Origin of the sequence: Paraburkholderia terricola, from assembly GCF_900142195.1 — a bacterium.
In the GTDB taxonomy this organism is placed as follows: domain Bacteria; phylum Pseudomonadota; class Gammaproteobacteria; order Burkholderiales; family Burkholderiaceae; genus Paraburkholderia; species Paraburkholderia terricola.
The window spans coordinates 46,387-63,414 of the sequence record NZ_FRAB01000013.1; the positions used below are offsets into that span (position 1 = coordinate 46,387).

At 65.2% G+C, this 17,028-nt stretch carries 15 protein-coding genes; 9 read left to right on the forward strand and 6 right to left on the reverse strand.

What is annotated here, in order from left to right; translation table 11 throughout:
- Positions 1 to 143: 143 nt before the first annotated feature.
- Positions 144 to 416, reverse strand: coding sequence for a hypothetical protein (locus BUE39_RS13605; protein ID WP_143031942.1), 273 nt, complete (start codon positions 414 to 416; stop codon positions 144 to 146).
- A 51-nt stretch (positions 417 to 467) separates the two neighbouring features.
- Entirely contained in the window at positions 468 to 623 is a 156-nt protein-coding gene (locus tag BUE39_RS34855; RefSeq protein WP_159442568.1) for a hypothetical protein, read from the reverse strand.
- A 662-nt stretch (positions 624 to 1,285) separates the two neighbouring features.
- On the opposite strand from BUE39_RS34855, the gene BUE39_RS13610 reads away from it, so the two are divergent.
- From BUE39_RS13610 to BUE39_RS13630, 6 genes are all read left to right on the forward strand, one after another.
- Positions 1,286 to 2,218, forward strand: coding sequence for an alpha/beta fold hydrolase (locus BUE39_RS13610; protein ID WP_073429189.1), 933 nt, complete (start codon positions 1,286 to 1,288; stop codon positions 2,216 to 2,218).
- A gap of 44 nt (positions 2,219 to 2,262) precedes the next feature.
- Positions 2,263 to 3,015, forward strand: a complete 753-nt coding sequence (locus BUE39_RS35445) for a hypothetical protein (protein WP_235004873.1) — start codon at positions 2,263 to 2,265, stop codon at positions 3,013 to 3,015.
- Positions 3,005 to 3,628, forward strand: a complete 624-nt coding sequence (locus tag BUE39_RS35450; protein ID WP_235004874.1) for a hypothetical protein — start codon at positions 3,005 to 3,007, stop codon at positions 3,626 to 3,628. Before BUE39_RS35445 ends, BUE39_RS35450 begins: the two co-directional genes overlap by 11 nt.
- A gap of 59 nt (positions 3,629 to 3,687) precedes the next feature.
- Complete coding sequence (locus BUE39_RS13620; protein WP_073429190.1) at positions 3,688 to 4,149, forward strand: BON domain-containing protein; 462 nt, start codon at positions 3,688 to 3,690, stop codon at positions 4,147 to 4,149.
- Positions 4,150 to 5,177: 1,028 nt separating this feature from the next.
- Positions 5,178 to 9,962 carry a YadA-like family protein gene (locus BUE39_RS13625; RefSeq protein WP_073429284.1) on the forward strand — a complete coding sequence of 1,595 codons (4,785 nt, stop codon included), beginning with the start codon at positions 5,178 to 5,180 and terminating at the stop codon, positions 9,960 to 9,962.
- 81 nt (positions 9,963 to 10,043) lie between these two features.
- Entirely contained in the window at positions 10,044 to 10,766 is a 723-nt protein-coding gene (locus tag BUE39_RS13630) for an OmpA family protein (RefSeq protein WP_073429285.1), read from the forward strand.
- Positions 10,767 to 10,928: 162 nt separating this feature from the next.
- Here the strand turns inward: BUE39_RS13630 and BUE39_RS13635 are convergent, their stop codons facing one another.
- Together BUE39_RS13635 and BUE39_RS13640 are read right to left on the reverse strand one after the other, a co-directional pair.
- Positions 10,929 to 11,243 (reverse strand): antibiotic biosynthesis monooxygenase family protein, encoded by a 315-nt coding sequence (locus BUE39_RS13635; protein WP_073429191.1) that lies wholly within the window; start codon positions 11,241 to 11,243, stop codon positions 10,929 to 10,931.
- Between the two features lie 173 nt (positions 11,244 to 11,416).
- Positions 11,417 to 11,623, reverse strand: coding sequence for a hypothetical protein (locus BUE39_RS13640; RefSeq protein WP_073429192.1), 207 nt, complete (start codon positions 11,621 to 11,623; stop codon positions 11,417 to 11,419).
- A 101-nt stretch (positions 11,624 to 11,724) separates the two neighbouring features.
- On the opposite strand from BUE39_RS13640, the gene cynR reads away from it, so the two are divergent.
- Positions 11,725 to 12,633 carry a transcriptional regulator CynR gene (gene cynR / locus BUE39_RS13645; RefSeq protein WP_073429193.1) on the forward strand — a complete coding sequence of 303 codons (909 nt, stop codon included), beginning with the start codon at positions 11,725 to 11,727 and terminating at the stop codon, positions 12,631 to 12,633.
- 16 nt (positions 12,634 to 12,649) lie between these two features.
- On the opposite strand, the gene BUE39_RS13650 is transcribed toward cynR, so the two are convergent.
- A complete protein-coding gene (locus tag BUE39_RS13650) occupies positions 12,650 to 13,270 on the reverse strand; it encodes a TetR/AcrR family transcriptional regulator (RefSeq protein ID WP_073429194.1) in 621 nt (206 codons plus the stop codon).
- Positions 13,271 to 13,352: 82 nt separating this feature from the next.
- On the opposite strand from BUE39_RS13650, the gene BUE39_RS13655 reads away from it, so the two are divergent.
- Both BUE39_RS13655 and BUE39_RS13660 read left to right on the forward strand, forming a co-directional pair.
- Positions 13,353 to 14,486, forward strand: coding sequence for an MBL fold metallo-hydrolase (locus BUE39_RS13655; protein ID WP_073429195.1), 1,134 nt, complete (start codon positions 13,353 to 13,355; stop codon positions 14,484 to 14,486).
- Positions 14,487 to 14,795: 309 nt separating this feature from the next.
- Positions 14,796 to 15,830, forward strand: a complete 1,035-nt coding sequence (locus BUE39_RS13660; protein WP_073429196.1) for a glycosyltransferase family 9 protein — start codon at positions 14,796 to 14,798, stop codon at positions 15,828 to 15,830.
- A 49-nt stretch (positions 15,831 to 15,879) separates the two neighbouring features.
- On the opposite strand, the gene BUE39_RS13665 is transcribed toward BUE39_RS13660, so the two are convergent.
- Entirely contained in the window at positions 15,880 to 16,743 is an 864-nt protein-coding gene (locus tag BUE39_RS13665; RefSeq protein WP_073429197.1) for a hypothetical protein, read from the reverse strand.
- Positions 16,744 to 17,028: the final 285 nt, after the last annotated feature.

Genomic DNA, 17,028 nt, shown 5'->3' on the forward strand with positions numbered 1-17,028 from the left:
CCCGCGGATCTTCGATCATCACGCGCCGGTTGCGCGGCACGCGGCTTTGCCGATCGCCGCGGCAATCCCGGCCAGCCCCGATCTCGACGATGCCGCGCGCGCCACGCTCGTCGCCGGCCAACGAGACGTCGCCGGCCGGGCATTCACGATTGCCCAGCCCCGCGCAGATGCTTGATAAACAGGATTGCCGCGGCCGGCACATGAACAGTGCCGAACGCGACGACGAACACAAGCCACCGGGACTCCGCGAGTCCCGGCACCAACACGCTGACGACACCGCAAGCACCGCCCACCAGTATCAGGACGCCATGCGCGATTACCCTGTGCCCGGCGCCGCGGGTGAACATCGGGATTGCGTAATGCACGTAACAGACGACGCCGATCAGAACCAGGCCAATAACGAGCATCGGCGCCACGCCGCGCCTCCCGGAACCTGCATCGCGCCGCGCCGGCGCGACTCCGATCCCTTACTGACTGGCGCCCGAAGCAGGCGCCATCGCCGCCGGACCGCTCGCGGCGCCCGGCACGCCGGCGGTATTGTCAGCCCGCTTGCAACCCGCCGCACCGAGTATCGTCGCTGCAATCAACGCGCCCATCCAGAATCTCTTGGTACCAGGCTTCATCGCTCATCTCCTGTTTTGCCGCTGAGGCGCCTACCCGCTTGCATGGTCCGTACCCAGTGACGCGCGACTCACGTCCAGCCTGCGTTTCAGGCAGGTATCGCCACGCCGTGGCGTCGCGGATTGCTGCAATGCCCCCACGGGCAACCGTTCGGAATTTGTAGTTGTTGCCTACCGGCTTGCACATCTGACCGATGCGTGAACGCCCGCGCGACGGCAAGCCACTCCGGTACGCAGCATGGAACGCACGATGCTTGCCACAAGGGAAATGGCCGGTCACTGGCCTTCACACTCCAGCGAGTTGTGGCAATACGCGAGGCCTGCTTTATGTCATCGAACCCGTCATCGAACCCGTCATCGAATCCGTCATCCAATTCGTCATCCGATCCGCCGATCCCCGATCAACCCGCGATTCCCGATGCACCGAGCCCGGGCAAGCCCACTGATGTACCCGACGTCGGCGCGCCTGAACCGGAGCCGGATCAGACACCCGACTCGGCCCGGCGCGGTTAGGTTAATAACGCAGGCGGCGAATCTGGACGACCGGGTCGCGCGCGGGGTGCGCGCGGGGTGAGCGATAAGCATGACGCTGTCGCGGTAATGGCGCTAATGGCCCTAACGCCGCGTTCGAGTGCAACCGGTCATTCAATGTGGAAGCGCACACCATGCAGTTGCAAGCTTCGGTGCTCGCCGCCTGCATGGCGGCGGTTGCGGCGGCTGGCGCCGCCTGGCTCGCGGTGCGATGGCGACAGCTCAAGCACACCCCGGCGCTGACCGAAACAAGCCGCCGCGCCGGCATCGACGGTGGCTACGTGCAAGCGGGAGCGTTCCGCATGTTCTACCGCTTTCATCGCGGACCGCCGGATGCCGCGAACCATGCGCCCGTGGTGCTGGTTCATGGCCTCGTCATTTCGAGCCGCTACATGGAGCCGCTCGCCGGCGTGCTCGGCCGCCGGTTCCGGGTATTCGCGCCGGATTTGCCGGGCTTCGGCGAAAGCGCGCGCGTTCTGTCCGCGCGCCGCCGTGCGCTGTCGATTGTCGAACTCGCCGACGCGCTGCATGCATGGATGCACGCCTGCGGGATCGAGCGCGCGATGTTCATCGGCAATTCGTTCGGCTGCCAGATCCTCGCGGAATTCGCGATCCGCTTTCCCGAAGCCGTCGAGCGGCTGGTCATGCAAGGGCCGACCACCGATCCGCGTGCGCGCACCTTGCCGATCCAGGTTTGGCGCGACTTGCGCAACGGTCGCCGCGAACAGCCGCGCTCGCCGGCCCCGATCGGGCGCATCGACTATGCGAAAGCCGGTCTGCCGCGTGCGATCGCGACGATGCGCATCCTGATCCGCGACCGGATCGAAGAGCGGCTGCCGCGCGTCGCGGCGCCGACTCTGGTCGTGACCGGCACGCGCGACCCGGTCGCACCCTGCGCCTGGGCGGCGCGCGCCGCGCGGCTGCTTCCGCACGGCACGCTGCTCATCGTCGACGGCGGCACGCATACGCTGAACTACGTGTACCCGCACGCGTTCGCGCTACTGATCGCGCCGTTCCTGTGCGGCGACGCGAGACCGGTCGCGCGCGATCTGGAGAACGCTCGATGAACCGACCCCCGCGCGGCCTCGCCCGCTTCGATTCCGCCGCCGGCATGGCGCTCGCGCTGGCCGACTATCTGCACGGCCGGCCGTTCACCAGCCCGAGCCAATCGCCGCTGCTCGACCATGTGATGCCCGCGTTCAATCTGCTGCCGCGCCGCGCGCGCGAATGGGCGTACTCGATCGGCGGGATGACCGAAGGCATCGACGCGCGGCGCGCGCGCCACTTCGATATGGAACGGGTCGCCGAGTGGCTCGTCGGGCTCTATCCCGAACGGCCGTACCCGGCGGTGTTCGTCGGCTCGTCCAACGGCGCGCTGACTCATCTGGCCGCCGCGCTCGGCGTGCCGTGGCTGCCGCAGACGTTCCTCTGCCCCATACGCGCGCCGTTCAGCGATCCCGACGACGCGCAGCGCGGCTTCGAGCAGGGTCGGCCCATTGTCGACGCGCTGCTCGCGGCCGACAGCCGGATCGCGGTGCATCACATGCAGGATCCGAATCAGGACCGGCTGATGTTGCGTTCGATGAGCTATTTCCGGTTGAAGTACCGCGCGCTTCCGCTCGGCTACCGGGAGTTTTTGCTACGCAATCTCCCCACGCGGCGCAACGATCTACGTCGACGCCTGTTCGCGTTCGTGGCCGGTCACGCGCACGAGCGAACGATCGGTGTACCAGTTCGGCGCGACGGGCGGCGCGACCGAGGACGAATACCTGCATGGCGGCGCGCGCGTGCGCGAGTATCTGGCCCGCTACGGCCGCGCGCGAACGCACTGGCGGCCGCCCGAGCCGAACGACGTGTCGCCTGAGGCGGAGTGGGGATTCGACACGGCGCTAGCCGACGACGTCGCCGCGCTCGCGCGGCAGATGGACTGGCGCGTCGTCCGAATCGACTTTTACGAACCCGAAGCGTTGAGCTTCGCCGCCGCCGCCATCCATCGCGAGTGGTATCGCGACGCGGAAATCCGGCCCACGCGGCTCATCGTCGATTCGTTTCTGCTGATGGACCCGCTGACAACGCTCGAACTGCACGCACTGCCGTTCTGGCTGCTGTTCTGCGTGGAGCCGTCGGCCGATGCGCTGCAACGCTTTCTCGATGCCGAAGGACCGTTCGACGAGATCGACCTGATGCTCTTCTCGCACGGCACCGAAAGCATCGGGCTCGCATCGATCGAACGATGGCGCGCGCTGCTGGACAAGGCGACCCGCAGCGGACGTTTCATTGGCGTCGATACCGCGCGCTATCCGCGGGACTTCGCGACGTTCGTTCAGTTCGGCCGCGCGCTTGCCCGAATGCAACCTCGCTCGGCGGTGCCGCCGGCCATGACACTGGCGCGCTTCGAAACGTTGCTGCGGCAGCATGGCCCCGCGTATGCCGTGCATTGCGCCGAGCTTGCGCCAAAAACGCGCGTGCCGACATGAGGGGGCATTCGGAATGCTCGTGAGTGAACAGGCTTGTCAACGGACGCAAAGGAGGCAACATGAGAGCGCTTTTACGATCTATCGCCGCTGCCGCGCTTGGCGCAGCGGCAATGTACTACCTCGACAACAACTCGGGCCGCCGGCGCCGGGCCATGTTGCGTGACAAGCTCGGCTCCACCGGCAGGCGGATCGTGAAGCGGTCGCGCTCACAGGCGAGGCGGGTGGCCGGGTCCGCCTACGGCATGCTGCATCACGCGGTATCGAGCGCGCCGACTTCCGATCAGCAATTGACCGAGCGCGTGCGCGCGCGCCTCGGTCGGACCGTACGCACGCCTGGCGCGATCGACGTGACGGTGGACGGCCATGTCGCGTGCGTCGGCGGCCATGTGCTGGCCGACGAGCACGACAAGGTGATTCGCGAGATACGCGGAGTGCCGGGCATCGAACGCGTCGACGACCGCTTGTGCGTGCATCAGCAGCCGGGCAACGTGCCCGAGCTACAGGGCGCGGTAAGGCACTAATAGGAGCGACGCGCCATTCGCGCGTGCGTGCGAAGGTCGGCACGACGCGCGACGCGTACTCGATCGATCACGCGGTGTTGGCTCGCGCTCGGGCTTCACCGCGCATCCCGTCGGCGGGCGGCGTGCATCGAATAGCACGTCGACGCCGCGCTCCGATCCACTGAAATTCGATCCGCGTGACGGCGACCGGCTCGCTTGCGGCCCCATGCCGAAATCCTTACAAATCCATTAATCCATCCGCACGGTTATTCAATAGCCGGCTTCATGAATGAATTCCCGACTCTCGGCAATCCGCCTCGGCCCACTTCATGGGATGGAATTGAAATTCGTAAAGCCATGCGCTTTCTAATTGCAGCAATTGTTAAACATAGCAATGCTCGGTCCTGACCTAGGGGTTTTAGTAGACAAACCAAAAACCATATGCGAGAGTTTCGCTTAACACTTACTGGAACTTTCCGGCTTGCGCCAAGTCAAGAAACGCCCACTTCGAGGTCAAGATTTGCGTGGTCGGTTCACCCGGTGCGGAACATGTTCGGAACAGAAAAAAATGGCGCCGGGAGCGCATGCATGGGCGTTTTCCATGTAGCGCCGGCATGATCGCAGCACTTCATTGGGGCCGGTCACTATGAGCATTCCGGGTAGAACAATTCAAGGAAAACGTTTGGCACGCCAACGACCCCGCTCAGCCAGGCAATTGACGCCCCTTCACGCAATTGACATCAATATGCCGTTGCCTCTCGGACCTTCATAAGCTGATGGTCCGCCGCATTCCGCATCGCAATGCGAATGCAGAAAAAATAGAAACTGTCTAGCCGTTTTTTATCCATACCTTCCTTCTGTGAATTTAACAGTCAGGAGGATGGCGCACGTCCGCTTTTAGCATCTCCAAGCATCAAATATTGAATAAATAAATACAGCTCCCGTTAATAACGCGACGCAGCGCCGAGGTCTTTTCTTTCGATTCATGCATGTCCTCATTCGAAAGGAAGGTGGAAACGCGCGGGCGCAAAACATCGAACAGGAAAAACATGAACAAGGCATATCGGACCATCTGGAACGACGCATTGGGCAGCTTCGTGGCCGCGTCGGAATTCGGCAAATCGCGCGGCAAGGGGAAATCGGGTGCCGGGGCCGCCGTCTGTGACGGCCGTGACGGCCGTGACCTACATGACGGGCGAAGCAATCAGCGCGACAGGCACGGCGCCAATCCGCGCGCCGTCACTTTATTGTTGTTGATGGGCCTGGGTGGATGGGGTGTACAAGCGCAGGCGCAGGTGAGCTGCTCTGGCGCACCCTACTACTTCTTTAGCGGCAGTGCGTCGTGCATGGGCGTTCAGTCCTCAGCGACCGCCGGCGGGGCCACTGCGGTAGGTTATGGCGCCAGCAGTAGCGGACTCAATGGCGTCGCCGTCGGCTTTCAAGCCATTGCCTCCGGCGTCAACTCGATTAACGTGGGCGCGCGCACCGCTCCGGGTACCGGCGCGACCGCACAGGCGGCGATCGCTATCGGTACGGACGTCACCGCTAACGGTTCGTCGGCCATCGGTATCGGCCTGCAAGCCGTCTCTAGCGGCAACGTGTCGACTGCCGTCGGCCCCTCGGCGAAAGCAACCGGAGACAACAGCGTTGCACTGGGTGCGAGCGCCAGCGCTGCCGCGTCGGGCGCGGTGGCACTGGGCAGCGGAGCCATAGGTTCGCAAGCCAACGGTTTAGCCGTGGGTTCGGGAGCCAATGCCACGGGTGTCAACGCCATTTATCTGGGATCGCGCACCGGCGCGGGCACCGGTTCGTCCGGCACGTCGTCCATTGCGATTGGCACCGACGTCACCTCCAACGCCGACTATGCCAACGCGATCGGCTTTCAGGCGGTGGCCGGCGGGCCCGCCTCCATCGCGATGGGTTATACCGCCAACGCCTCCGGCACACATGCCGTCGCGCTCGGCTTTCAGGCCATCGGCAGCGGCCTCAACTCGGTGTATCTGGGCGCGCGTACCGTCGCGGGCACGGGCGCAACGGCGGACGGGGCCGTGGCCGTCGGCACGGATGTGAAGTCCAGCGGGCTCTCCTCGCTGGCCGCGGGCACGATCGCCGTCGCCTCGGCGCAGAATGCGGTGGCGCTGGGGGCGGGAGCCCACGCCACCGGCCTCAACGCGCTCGGCATGATGGTCGGCTCCAGCGCCAGCGGCGCAAACTCCATCGCGCTGGGTGGGTCCGATTCCGTCGCGGAAGGCGGTTCGTCGGCGCCAGCGGCGGTGGGCGGCGCGGCGGCGGCGGGCATTCGCGCCATTGCGATTGGCGCGGGCGCCAGTTCGGCGGGGGCCTCGTCCATCGCGATCGGCGATTCGGCTCAGACGGGAGCCAATCCCAACGCCATCGCCCTGGGCACGAATGCAACCGCGTCGGCAGGCAGCGCCGTCGCGTTGGGCAATCAGACGGTTGCGAGCAACGGCAATGCGACGGCGGTTGGCTTCACGTCGCAAGCCCTCGCGGCGTCGACCGTGGCGATCGGCGACAGCAACACGGTCGCAGCCGCAGCCGGCGCGGGTTCGTTCGCCGGCGGACAGAACTCGCAGGTGCTCGGCGGCACGGGCGCTGTGGCGCTCGGTCAGGCGCAAACGGCGAGCGGCAACGGCGCGGTCGCGATCGGCGATCCCAATAGCGCGGTCGGCAACGGCGCAATCGCAGTGGGCGCGAACAATACGGCGACAGGCGATGGCGCGGTGGCCGAAGGCAACGGCAATATCGCCAACGGCCAGGGCGCGGTCGCGCTCGGCAACGCCAGCAACGCGAGCGGCGCGAGCGCGCTGGCATTCGGCGATACGGCGGTGGCGAATCAGGCCAATGCGATCGCGCTGGGCGCGGGCGCATCGGCCGGCAATGCGAACGCGGTGGCGCTCGGCTCGGGCAGCACCACGGCGACGGCGGTGGGGACGAGCAGCATCACGGTGGGCGGCATCACGAGCGCCGTGGCGGGCACGACGCCTGGCAGCACCGTGAGCGTGGGTTCGGTCGGCAGCGAACGCACGATCACCAACGTCGCGGCGGGCCGCGTGAGTTCGGGCAGCACCGATGCGGTGAACGGCAGCGAGTTGTATGCGACGAACCTGGCCGTCAACAACCTGACCAACGGCGCCACCGGCCCGTTCGTGTCGAACAATTCGGTGACGTCGGTACAGCCCGTATCGTCGGGCGCGAACGCCGCCGCCGGCGGCTTCGGCGCGTCGGCGACGGGCGCCGCCTCGCTGGTGGTCGGCAATCAGGCAACGGACAATGGCGTCGCCAACTCCACCGTGCTGGGCCAGGGCGCGAGCATCGCGAGCGGCGTGAGCGGCTCGAACGTGGCGCTGGGTCAGGGCTCGTCGGTCACCACCGCCGCGGTGCCGACGGGCAGCGGCGTCATCAACGGCACCACGGTGACCTACGCGGGCGGCACGCCCGCCGGCACGGTCAGCGTCGGCACGGCGGCCGCGCCGCGTCAGATCACCAACGTGGCGGCCGGCCAGGTGAGCGCGGCGAGCCTGGATGCGGTGAACGGCTCACAGCTCTTCGCCACCAATACGGCGATCACGACGGTCGGCACTCAGGTCACGAACCTGGGCAACAGCGTGGCGTCGAGCCTCGGCGGCGGCAGCACCTACAACAGCACGACGGGTGCGCTGACCACCAGCCTGAGCTACGGCGGCAACACCTATACGTCCGTGCAGAGCCTCGTCAACGCGTTCACCGGCGGCGGCACGACGCCGGGCATCAAGTATTTCCACGCGAACTCCACCGCGCCCGACAGCCAGGCGCTCGGCGCCGACAGCGTCGCGATCGGCCCGAATGCGGTTGCCAACAACGCAGGCGATATCGCGTTGGGCTCCGCCTCGCAGACCACCGCGGCAACGCCCACCCCGAGCACGACGATCAACGGCACGGTCTACGGCTTCGCGGGCGCCGCGCCGACCAGCGTGGTGAGCGTGGGCGCGCCAGGCGCCGAGCGGCAGATCCAGAACGTCGCGGCGGGTCAGGTGAACGGAGCCAGCACCGATGCGGTGAACGGCTCGCAGTTGTACGCGACGAATCTGGCGGTGGACAACCTCGCCAGCGTCGTGACGGCCAACAAGACGCACTACTACAGCGTCAACGACGGCGGCACGCCAGGCGGCAACTACAACAACGACGGCGCCAGCGGCAGCAACGCGCTGGCGGCCGGCATCGGCGCGACCGCAACCGGGGTGAGCAGCTTCGCCGGCGGCAACGGCGCTGCGGCGCAGGCGGACAACGCGCTCGCGCTGGGCGCGCTGTCGAACGTCTCGGTGACCGGCGGGGTCGCGATCGGCTCCGGCGCGATCTCCGATCGCGCGGTGCTCTCGGGCGTCGGCTCGATCGCCAACGGCACGCACGCGATTCCGTTCAACACGTCGGATCAAACCTTGCTCGGCGCCGTGTCGTTCGGCAGCGCGGCGGGCAACACCTATCGCCAGTTGACCAACGTCGCGGACGGCACGCAGGCGCAAGACGCCGTCACCATCAGGCAGCTTGCCGGCGCGCTGTCGTCGTTCGCCGTGACCGGGCAGTTGTACTTCCACGCGAACTCGGCCGCGGCGGATTCGCTCGCCGTGGGTGCGGAGTCGATCGCCGTCGGTCCGACGACGGTGGTCAACGGCGACAACGGCGTGGGCATCGGCAACGGCGCGATCGTCGATGCGACCGCGCCGGGCGGCGTCGCGATCGGCCAAAGCGCGAACGCGGCGCAGGCGGACGCGATCGCGCTCGGCAGCGGCTCGATCGCCAGCGGCGCGCAATCGATCGCGCAAGGCGCGAGCGCGAGCGCGGCGAATGCAGGCGGTATCGCGATCGGCTCGGGCGCGCAAAGCAGCGCGATCGACGCGCTCGCATTCGGTTCGGGCGCGCAGAGCAGCGCGACCGGCTCGGTCGCGCTCGGCTCGGGCGCGAGCGCGTCGATGGCGAACAGCGTCGCGCTGGGTGCGGGATCGGTGACGACGGTCGGCGCGTTGAGCAATTACATCGCGTATGGCTTGAGCAGTCCGCAGTCGTCGGCGGGCGAGGTCAACATCGGCAACCGGCAGATCACCGGCGTCGCGGCCGGCAAGGCCGGAACCGATGCGGTGAACGTGTCGCAACTGGATGCCGTCTCGACCCAGTTGACCTCGCTGATCAACCAGCGGACCAGCAATACCGGCGGCAGCTTCACGTCCACGCCGGGCACGCCGGCGCCGCCGGCCTCCAGCGGCTCGAATTCGTCGGCGGGCGGACAAGGCGCGACGGCTTCCGGTTCGAACAGCACGGCGGTCGGCAACAGTTCGCAAGCCAGCGCGACCGGCGCGACCGCGGTCGGCGTGGGCGCGGCCGCTACCGGGAATAACTCGGTGGCGCTCGGCGCCGGCAGTACCGACGAGGGCCGCAGCAACGTCGTATCCATCGGCTCGACTTCCGATCCGCGGCAAGTGGTGAACGTGGCCGCGGCAACCCAGGGCACCGACGCGGTCAATCTGAATCAGCTCAATGCCGGGCTTGCGCAAGCGAATGCCTATACCGATCAACGGATCAATCAACTGCAATCGGGCGTGAACTCGGTCGCGCGCAACGCCTATTCCGGCATTGCCGCAACCACTGCCTTGACGATGATTCCCGAGGTCGACAAGGACAAGACCTTGTCGTTCGGCATCGGCACGGCGGGCTTCCGGGGTTATCAGGCGGTGGCGCTCGGGGGCACCGCGCGCATCACCGAGAACATCAAGATGAAAGCGGGTGTCGGCATGAGCCCTGGCGGCACCACCTTCGGCATGGGTGCGGCCATGCAGTGGTAACGCGCGGACCGTCATCGCTCGAATGCGAACGCGATCGTGCGTTCGCAACGCAAGCACGAAACAACAAGTGTGGAGAACAACATGAAGCAGCTTTCTGGATGGGGCTTATCGCTGAGCCTTGCTTTTCTTGCCGGATGTTCGGCTGCCTCCGGGCCGACCTTCAACGCTTATACCCTCACGGCCGAGGACGGTTCGAAGCTTCATCAGGTCGAATGTCATGGTCTTTTCGAGGGGCCCGCGACCTGCATGAAGGTGGCTCAAAAGATCTGCCGCGGAGAACCGGTTCGCGCGGTGCAAAAGGTGGGGGCCCTGCAAGCGGACAATGAGGAAACCGATGTCACGCGGCGACTCACCTTCGCGTGCGGTGCCGCGCCGGGTGCCGCGCCCGCTGCGGCTTCGCAGCCCGCCGCAGCCGGGCCGCAAACGGTCGCCCGCTTCGCCTTGCAAACCGATGCGCTGTTTGCCTTCGGACAGTCGAGCCTCGCTTCGATCTCGCCTGGCGGAGCGGCAGGCCTCGAACAGGTCGTCACGCGTATCAAGCAGTTGAAAGGGGTGGAGTCGATTTCGGTCGTGGGCCACACGGATCGCATCGGGCCCGAGACGGTGAATCAGCGGTTGTCGCTGGCACGCGCCGAGACGATACGTGAATACATGATCGATCACGGACTGAACGGCGAAACGATTCACACGGCGGGAGCGGGTTCACGCGAGCCGACAAGCCAATGTCCCGCCGGCGAAAGCCGCGCGGTTATCGCTTGCCTTCAACCGGACAGGCGCGTCTCGATCGAAGTACGGGCGCAGTGAACGCAGTGAAATGACTCAGGACTCAGCGCCGAACGGACTCGCGATGAACGCGCGAGCCGCCAGCGCTGATCGGAACGGCCCGGCTTGCGCGCATGCGACGGGCCACTGAAGCGGCCTGCCTGCGTTGGCTACAGATGGCGCAACGCGAGCCGCAAGGCCGGCTTACTTGACTGTCTGCAGCACTTCGAAGCCTTCGAATTCCGGGTGGCCGAGATACAGCGATCGGGTGCCGCCGCCGGCGTTCCGGTGCGCAGCGCGGAATGCCTCGGATTGCGTCCAGCCTTCGAACGCCGCATGGTCCCGCCAGATCGTATGGCTGGCATACAGGACGTGGTCTTCTCTTTGAGGGCCCTTCAGCAGATGAAACTCCACGAAGCCCGGCACTTCCTTCAGATGCGTGTCGCGGCTGGTCCACAACTGTTCGAACTCGGGTTCAGCCCCGAGCGCCACCTTGAAACGGTTCATGGCGATGTACATGTCCGATGTCCTTTGACGAAATGATGCGATGCTGGATGCACGACGATGACCGCCTGATTCTAATCGGTCTTGCTAGCCGTTGAGGCCGTGCGTCCAGCATGAGCGCATCAAGGCGCGCCTGCGCGCCACGCGCTCAGGTTGCGCCAGGACAATCGGATGGCACCTGTCCCCTGTCATCCAATCCCGACATTGGACGGGCGATGCCGTGGGAGCCGCCGATCCCGCCGTGCCGGATTCACATCGTCCTCGCCGAGATGGGCGTACCGGCCGTGACGCGTGCCCTTCTGTATGACCTCGTCGGAAAGGGACTGCGCGATCAGCCACGTGGCCAACGCACCCGCAAAAATTGCCGCCATTGAAGCAACGATCAGGTTTTCCATGCCGAACCCCCGTGAACTTTCAATCGATTGTGGGCGCGCTTGTCTATATAGTCCAAGACGCGTTTAGAATGGATTCGATAAGCAAATCTTATGGGCCGCGCATGATACTCCGCCACATCCGCTATCTGCTCACGGTCGCCGACTATCGCAACTTCACGCGCGCGGCCGACAGCCTGCATATTTCGCAGCCGGCGCTGTCGCAGCAGATTCGCCAGTTGGAAAACGATCTCGGCGGTCAGTTATTCGACCGCAGCGGCCGTGTGGTGCGGCTGACGGATTTCGGCGCCATCTACGTGGAATATGCGCGCCGCGCGCTGCTGGAACTGGAGGCCGGCCAGCGCGCCTTGCATGACGTGCGGGACCTGTCGCGCGGACAACTCAGGCTCGCGTTCACGCCCACGTTTACCGAGTACCTGGTGGCGCCCGCCGTCGACCACTTTCACTCCACGTATCCCAACATCGTGATCGACATGATGGAGATGTCGCTCGAAGCGATCGAAAGCGGATTGAGTGAGGACCGGATCGACCTGGCGATCGGATTCACGGACCTGCGTTCGGACGATATCGAAACGCAACCGTTGTTTCTGGAGCGGATCACCCTGGTCGTGAGCGACCGGCATCCCGTGGCCGCACAGCATGCCCCCGTCGAGCCGGCGCAACTGGCCGCGCTGCCTCTCGCGCTGTTGGGCGGCCAGTTCGTTTCGCGCTTTTATATCGACAGCTATTTCGAGTCGCAAGGGATCAAACCCAGCGTTGCGTTGCAGGCGAATTCGATCAGCGCGCTGCTGAAGATCGTGCGCGGCGGGAAGGTTGCCACGCTGCTTCCCGGTGCGCTGCGCTACGAGCATCGCGATCTGAAGTACATCCCGCTCGAACCTGCATTTCCCGCTCGAACGGTAGCCTTGCTCACGCGCAAAGCCGCCTATCGGACAGCGGCGGCCGCCGCGTTCTCCGACACATTGAAAGCGATGCTGGAAACGGGTGCATTGTCGTCGCTGCGTGCCGAATAGAAAGCGCGCCGCCCGCTCACGCATAGCGCGCAAGAAACATATCGGCCGCGGACTCCGCGACATCCTTCTGTTCCCGTTGACTCAGACGCGGCTGCCCCATCGTCACCTGCGGCCAGAACGCGAACGCCTTCACGAGACCTTGCAACTGCTGCGATGCGAATTGCGGGTCTGGCGTTTTCAGTCGGCCGTCCGCGGCGGCGGCGCGGATCCATACCGTCAGATCTTCCTCGCGCTCGCCCATGCGCGCCACCATGTCGCGTGCTCGCTCGGGCGAATGAATGCCCGCCGCGATCGCCACCCGCGCGAGCGACAGAAACGCGTCGTCGTTCAACAGGCTCAGCTTGCGCGACAGCAGCCGCAGCAACTGCGCGCGCAAGGGCTTGTCGGCGCGATAAGCGGGCGCCTCCACCGCGTCGCTCGCATTCCATAACTGTTGAAGGATCGCCGCGAACAGCGCTTCCTTGCTTTCGAAATGGTTGTAGACCGTGCGCTTCGACACGCCCGCGCGGGCCGCGATGCGATCCATGCTGGTCGCGTCGAAGCCGGCGGCGAGAAATTCCTCGATAGCCGCGGCGATGATGGCCGCGCGCTTGCGATCGGTCAGGCGTTCAAGGGAGAGGGAGGCAGCGTCGTTCATCGCTAAATTTTACACCGGACGGTTTACTTTTCTCTGAAATAAATTACACTGACCAGTCTACTTTTGGCGGATGGACATTTCTATGACCTCGATTACCGGCTTCCTCGACCGTGCGTTGGGCCTGAACGCGGCGCGACGCGGGCGTGAATTGTCGCGCTCGTCGCCGCAACACGATGGCGAGCGCTTTCGCAACGTGAAGCCGCGTCCGGTTGAAGGCATCGGCAAGACCTTGAAGATTGCGTGGAACGTGCTGTTCCGCAAGCCGGACGGCACGGTGCCGGCAGGCACGCTGCCCGTCGACGCGCTCACGCGCGAGCAGCTCGAGGCCGCGCCCGACCGCAGCCTGTACCGTCTCGGGCACTCGACCATGTTGCTCAAGCTGCGCGGCCAGTTCTGGCTGACCGACCCGGTTTTCGCCGAACGAGCGTCGCCGTTCCGGCGCTTCGGCCCCAAGCGTTTTCATGCGCCGCCCATCGCGCTCGCGGATTTGCCGCCGCTGCGCGGCGTGATGCTGTCGCACGATCATTACGACCATCTGGATCGTGAGACCGTGCTCGCGCTCGCCGCCACGACCGGCGTGTTCCTGACGCCGTTGGGCGTCGGCGACCGGCTGATCGAGTGGGGTATCGACGCCGCGAAAGTCCGTCAGTTCGACTGGTGGCAAGGCGTCGACATCGACGGCCTCGCCTTCACCGCAACTCCCGCGCAGCACTTTTCCGGGCGCAGCCTGTTCGACGGCAACAGCACGTTGTGGGCTTCATGGGTCATCGTCGACGACGATCTGCGCGTGTTCTTCAGCGGCGATACCGGTTACTTCGACGGTTTCAGGACCATCGGCGAACGGCTCGGCCCGTTCGACGTCACGCTGCTCGAAACAGGGGCCTACGACGCGCAATGGCCCTATGTGCACATGCAGCCGGACCACACGGTCCAGGCGCACGTCGACCTGCGCGGCCGCTGGCTCGTGCCGGTTCACAACGGCACCTTCGATCTCGCGATGCACCGCTGGCAGGAGCCGTTCGAGCGCGTGATGGGGCTCGCCGCCGCGCAGGGCATTCCCCTCTCGACGCCCCGCATGGGCGAGCGGCTGGACCTCGCCTCGCCGCATCGCGGAGAGCGGTGGTGGCGCAATGTCGTCGAGGTTCTGGATGCAGCCGGCACGCCCCGGCGACGGTTCTCCTGCCGCAATGCGGGCGAGGCCAGGCTTCAGGACTAGGTTCAGGACGGGATGCGCGTTCGTATAAGCGCGCCTGCGTTGCAATCGTCCAATCAGGAAGCCGCCGCCCGCGCGAGCGGCGGCGGCGGCTCAACGTAGAACGCGCGGCATCCGGTAAGCTGTCGCAATGGCGCCGCGCGTCGATTCAGCGGCGCGCGGTTGGGAGCATCCGCATCGTCATGCCGGAATCCCGTTACCAACTCGAACGTCTCGCCGTTCCGGGAACCTGGCGGTGCGCGTTCGCAACGGTTCTTAGCTGCACACGGCCGCCGGTTTTCCCGAACGAATCGAGACCGATGGAAACACTCAATGATCAACTATCTGGATCCGGTATCCGCACTCACGAACGCCGGCTCCCTGCTGTCAGCCGATGACAGCATCGTGGCGTCCTACGACCTGGAAATCGACGGCGCGCCGGCCGAGGGCTACCGAAGCCTGACCTGCGATCCGGCAATCAGAAACGCCAACGCCGCGCCGTTCGAAATCGACTACGCGCGCGTCGCGAGACTTCACGTGATCAATGGAATGGGCGTCACGCTCGGCGACTCGATCATCGGCCTCACCGCGCTCGCCGCGATCAAACGCGCGCATGCGGGAATCTCGATCAGCCTTTATCGCCCGCACAAGACGCCGGATTACGTGAAGCAACTGTACGAACTGGCCCAGCCGGTGATCGGACAGACGATCGACCTGCCCGTGCCTCTCGCGTCGATCCCCGACGACGAACTACGGATCGATATCGGCAATCATCTGTTCTGGCCGAACTTCTCGCGGATGCCGATGATCGACTTCTTTTTCTGGTCGTTAGGCGTTTCGCCAGACAAGGTCGATGCCCATGCACGCTCGAATGACTGGCTCAGGGAAGTTGCGCTGCCTTCGTTGGAAAAAGACGCGCAGCCCGGCAAGTACGTGCTCTTTTGTCCCGCGGCCAGTACGCCGGTTCGAAGTATCCCCGAGCCGGTTCACGCGGAACTCGTCGAGCGGATGTGGCGGAAATTTCAATTGCCGGTGCTGGGATTCGGACGGGTCGAGCACCCTCGCTACACCGACATCACACACCGCTCTGCAAACACCGCCGCGTTTCTCGCATGGGTGAAGGGCGCGCGATTTCTTCTGACATCGGACACGGCTGCGGTGCATATCGCGGCGGGCTTCGACGTTCCCACCGTTGCGTTCTTCACGACGATCCCGGCGAAGATGCGGGTTCGCGACTATCCCCACTGCGTTCCAGTGGATCTGCCGCTTCCTGAACTCGCGGGCATCCAGGCAAGCGGACGGGAGGCCGACCTCCAAAGCGTGAAGCAGGCATATCGTGCGTTGCTCGATACGCACTGGGACCTATGAACGACAACGGACCACGGCGAGCGCTGGTACGCCGTGGCCCTCGAGCGGCTTACTGCTTCAGCAATTGACCGTAGGCGACCAACGAGTTGTCGGTTGCCTTGATCAGATACATGATTGTCCGCTGGTACAACGTCGTGCTGCCGGAAACCGGCAGGAACGTGATCGCCGCATTACCCGTATAGGTCACGCCCGAAGCCAGCGTGCAGGTGCTCGTCGTGCCGGTCGTCGTCATCGTGTAAAGGTTCTTGTTCGAGCCTGGCGTGGTCAACACCAACGTGCCCGAGACACCGCAGCCGAGCAGGTTGCCGGTGAAGCCGCCCGCGTCGTCGATGGTCAAGCTCGTCGTGTTTTGCGCCCACGTGCCCGACACACTCGACTGCGTGACCGCGAGCGCGTTCGCCGGGTCGTAGTTCAAGGACAGGTTCACGGTGTTGCTGTTCGCGACGTAGCTGCCGGTCAGGGTCTGATTCGCGCTGAACGTGCCGCTTCCCGACGTAGCCGTAAAGCGCAGGCCGCCGAAAGTCTCGAAGCCGCTCGTCAAGGTCCAGTTCGGCGCAGCGGTCGTTGCCGTGCCGAAGAACGTCGACGTGACGACGTTGAACAGGCCGCTCGTGTACGAGAGGTTGTTCGCCGGGTCCACAAAGGCCGCCGTGCGGGACGACGACGATTGCGTCCAGATGCCTTCGAAGCCATTGCCCGTGGCGGCAGTCGAACCGGACTGCGGAGCCGTCAGGCTCGGCAGTGTCTCGCCCGAGACGACGGGCGTCGACACGGGCGCCGAGGCCGGCGCCGGTGCGCTGGCGCTCGAGGCCGGCGCAGCGGCGGACGACGAACTGTCGCCCCCGCCGCACGCGGCGAGTGCGAATGAACCCAGCAAGGAAATTACTAAAGGTAGTCTTTCTTTCATTTTCATTATGGTATTTAGCGTGCGGATTGTTAATCCGGCAAAATGATTGTTCAACTCTCGATATGCCCGCGCAAAATCGCGCTGCCGTTTAAACGGCAGGAAAATAGAAATCTTTAGCGTGGGCTGAGGAAATATTCTCTCAGCGGTGCTGGTCGGATCTTCGCGGCCCGATGGACGTGTGCCGGCATTGAATGCGAACTGCATAAAACGTTTGCACGCGTTTTGAATAAACAGCCCGGTATAACGGGTGAAACTCCTCATCGGACGGCATGAGGTTTCGGGAAGGCGCGG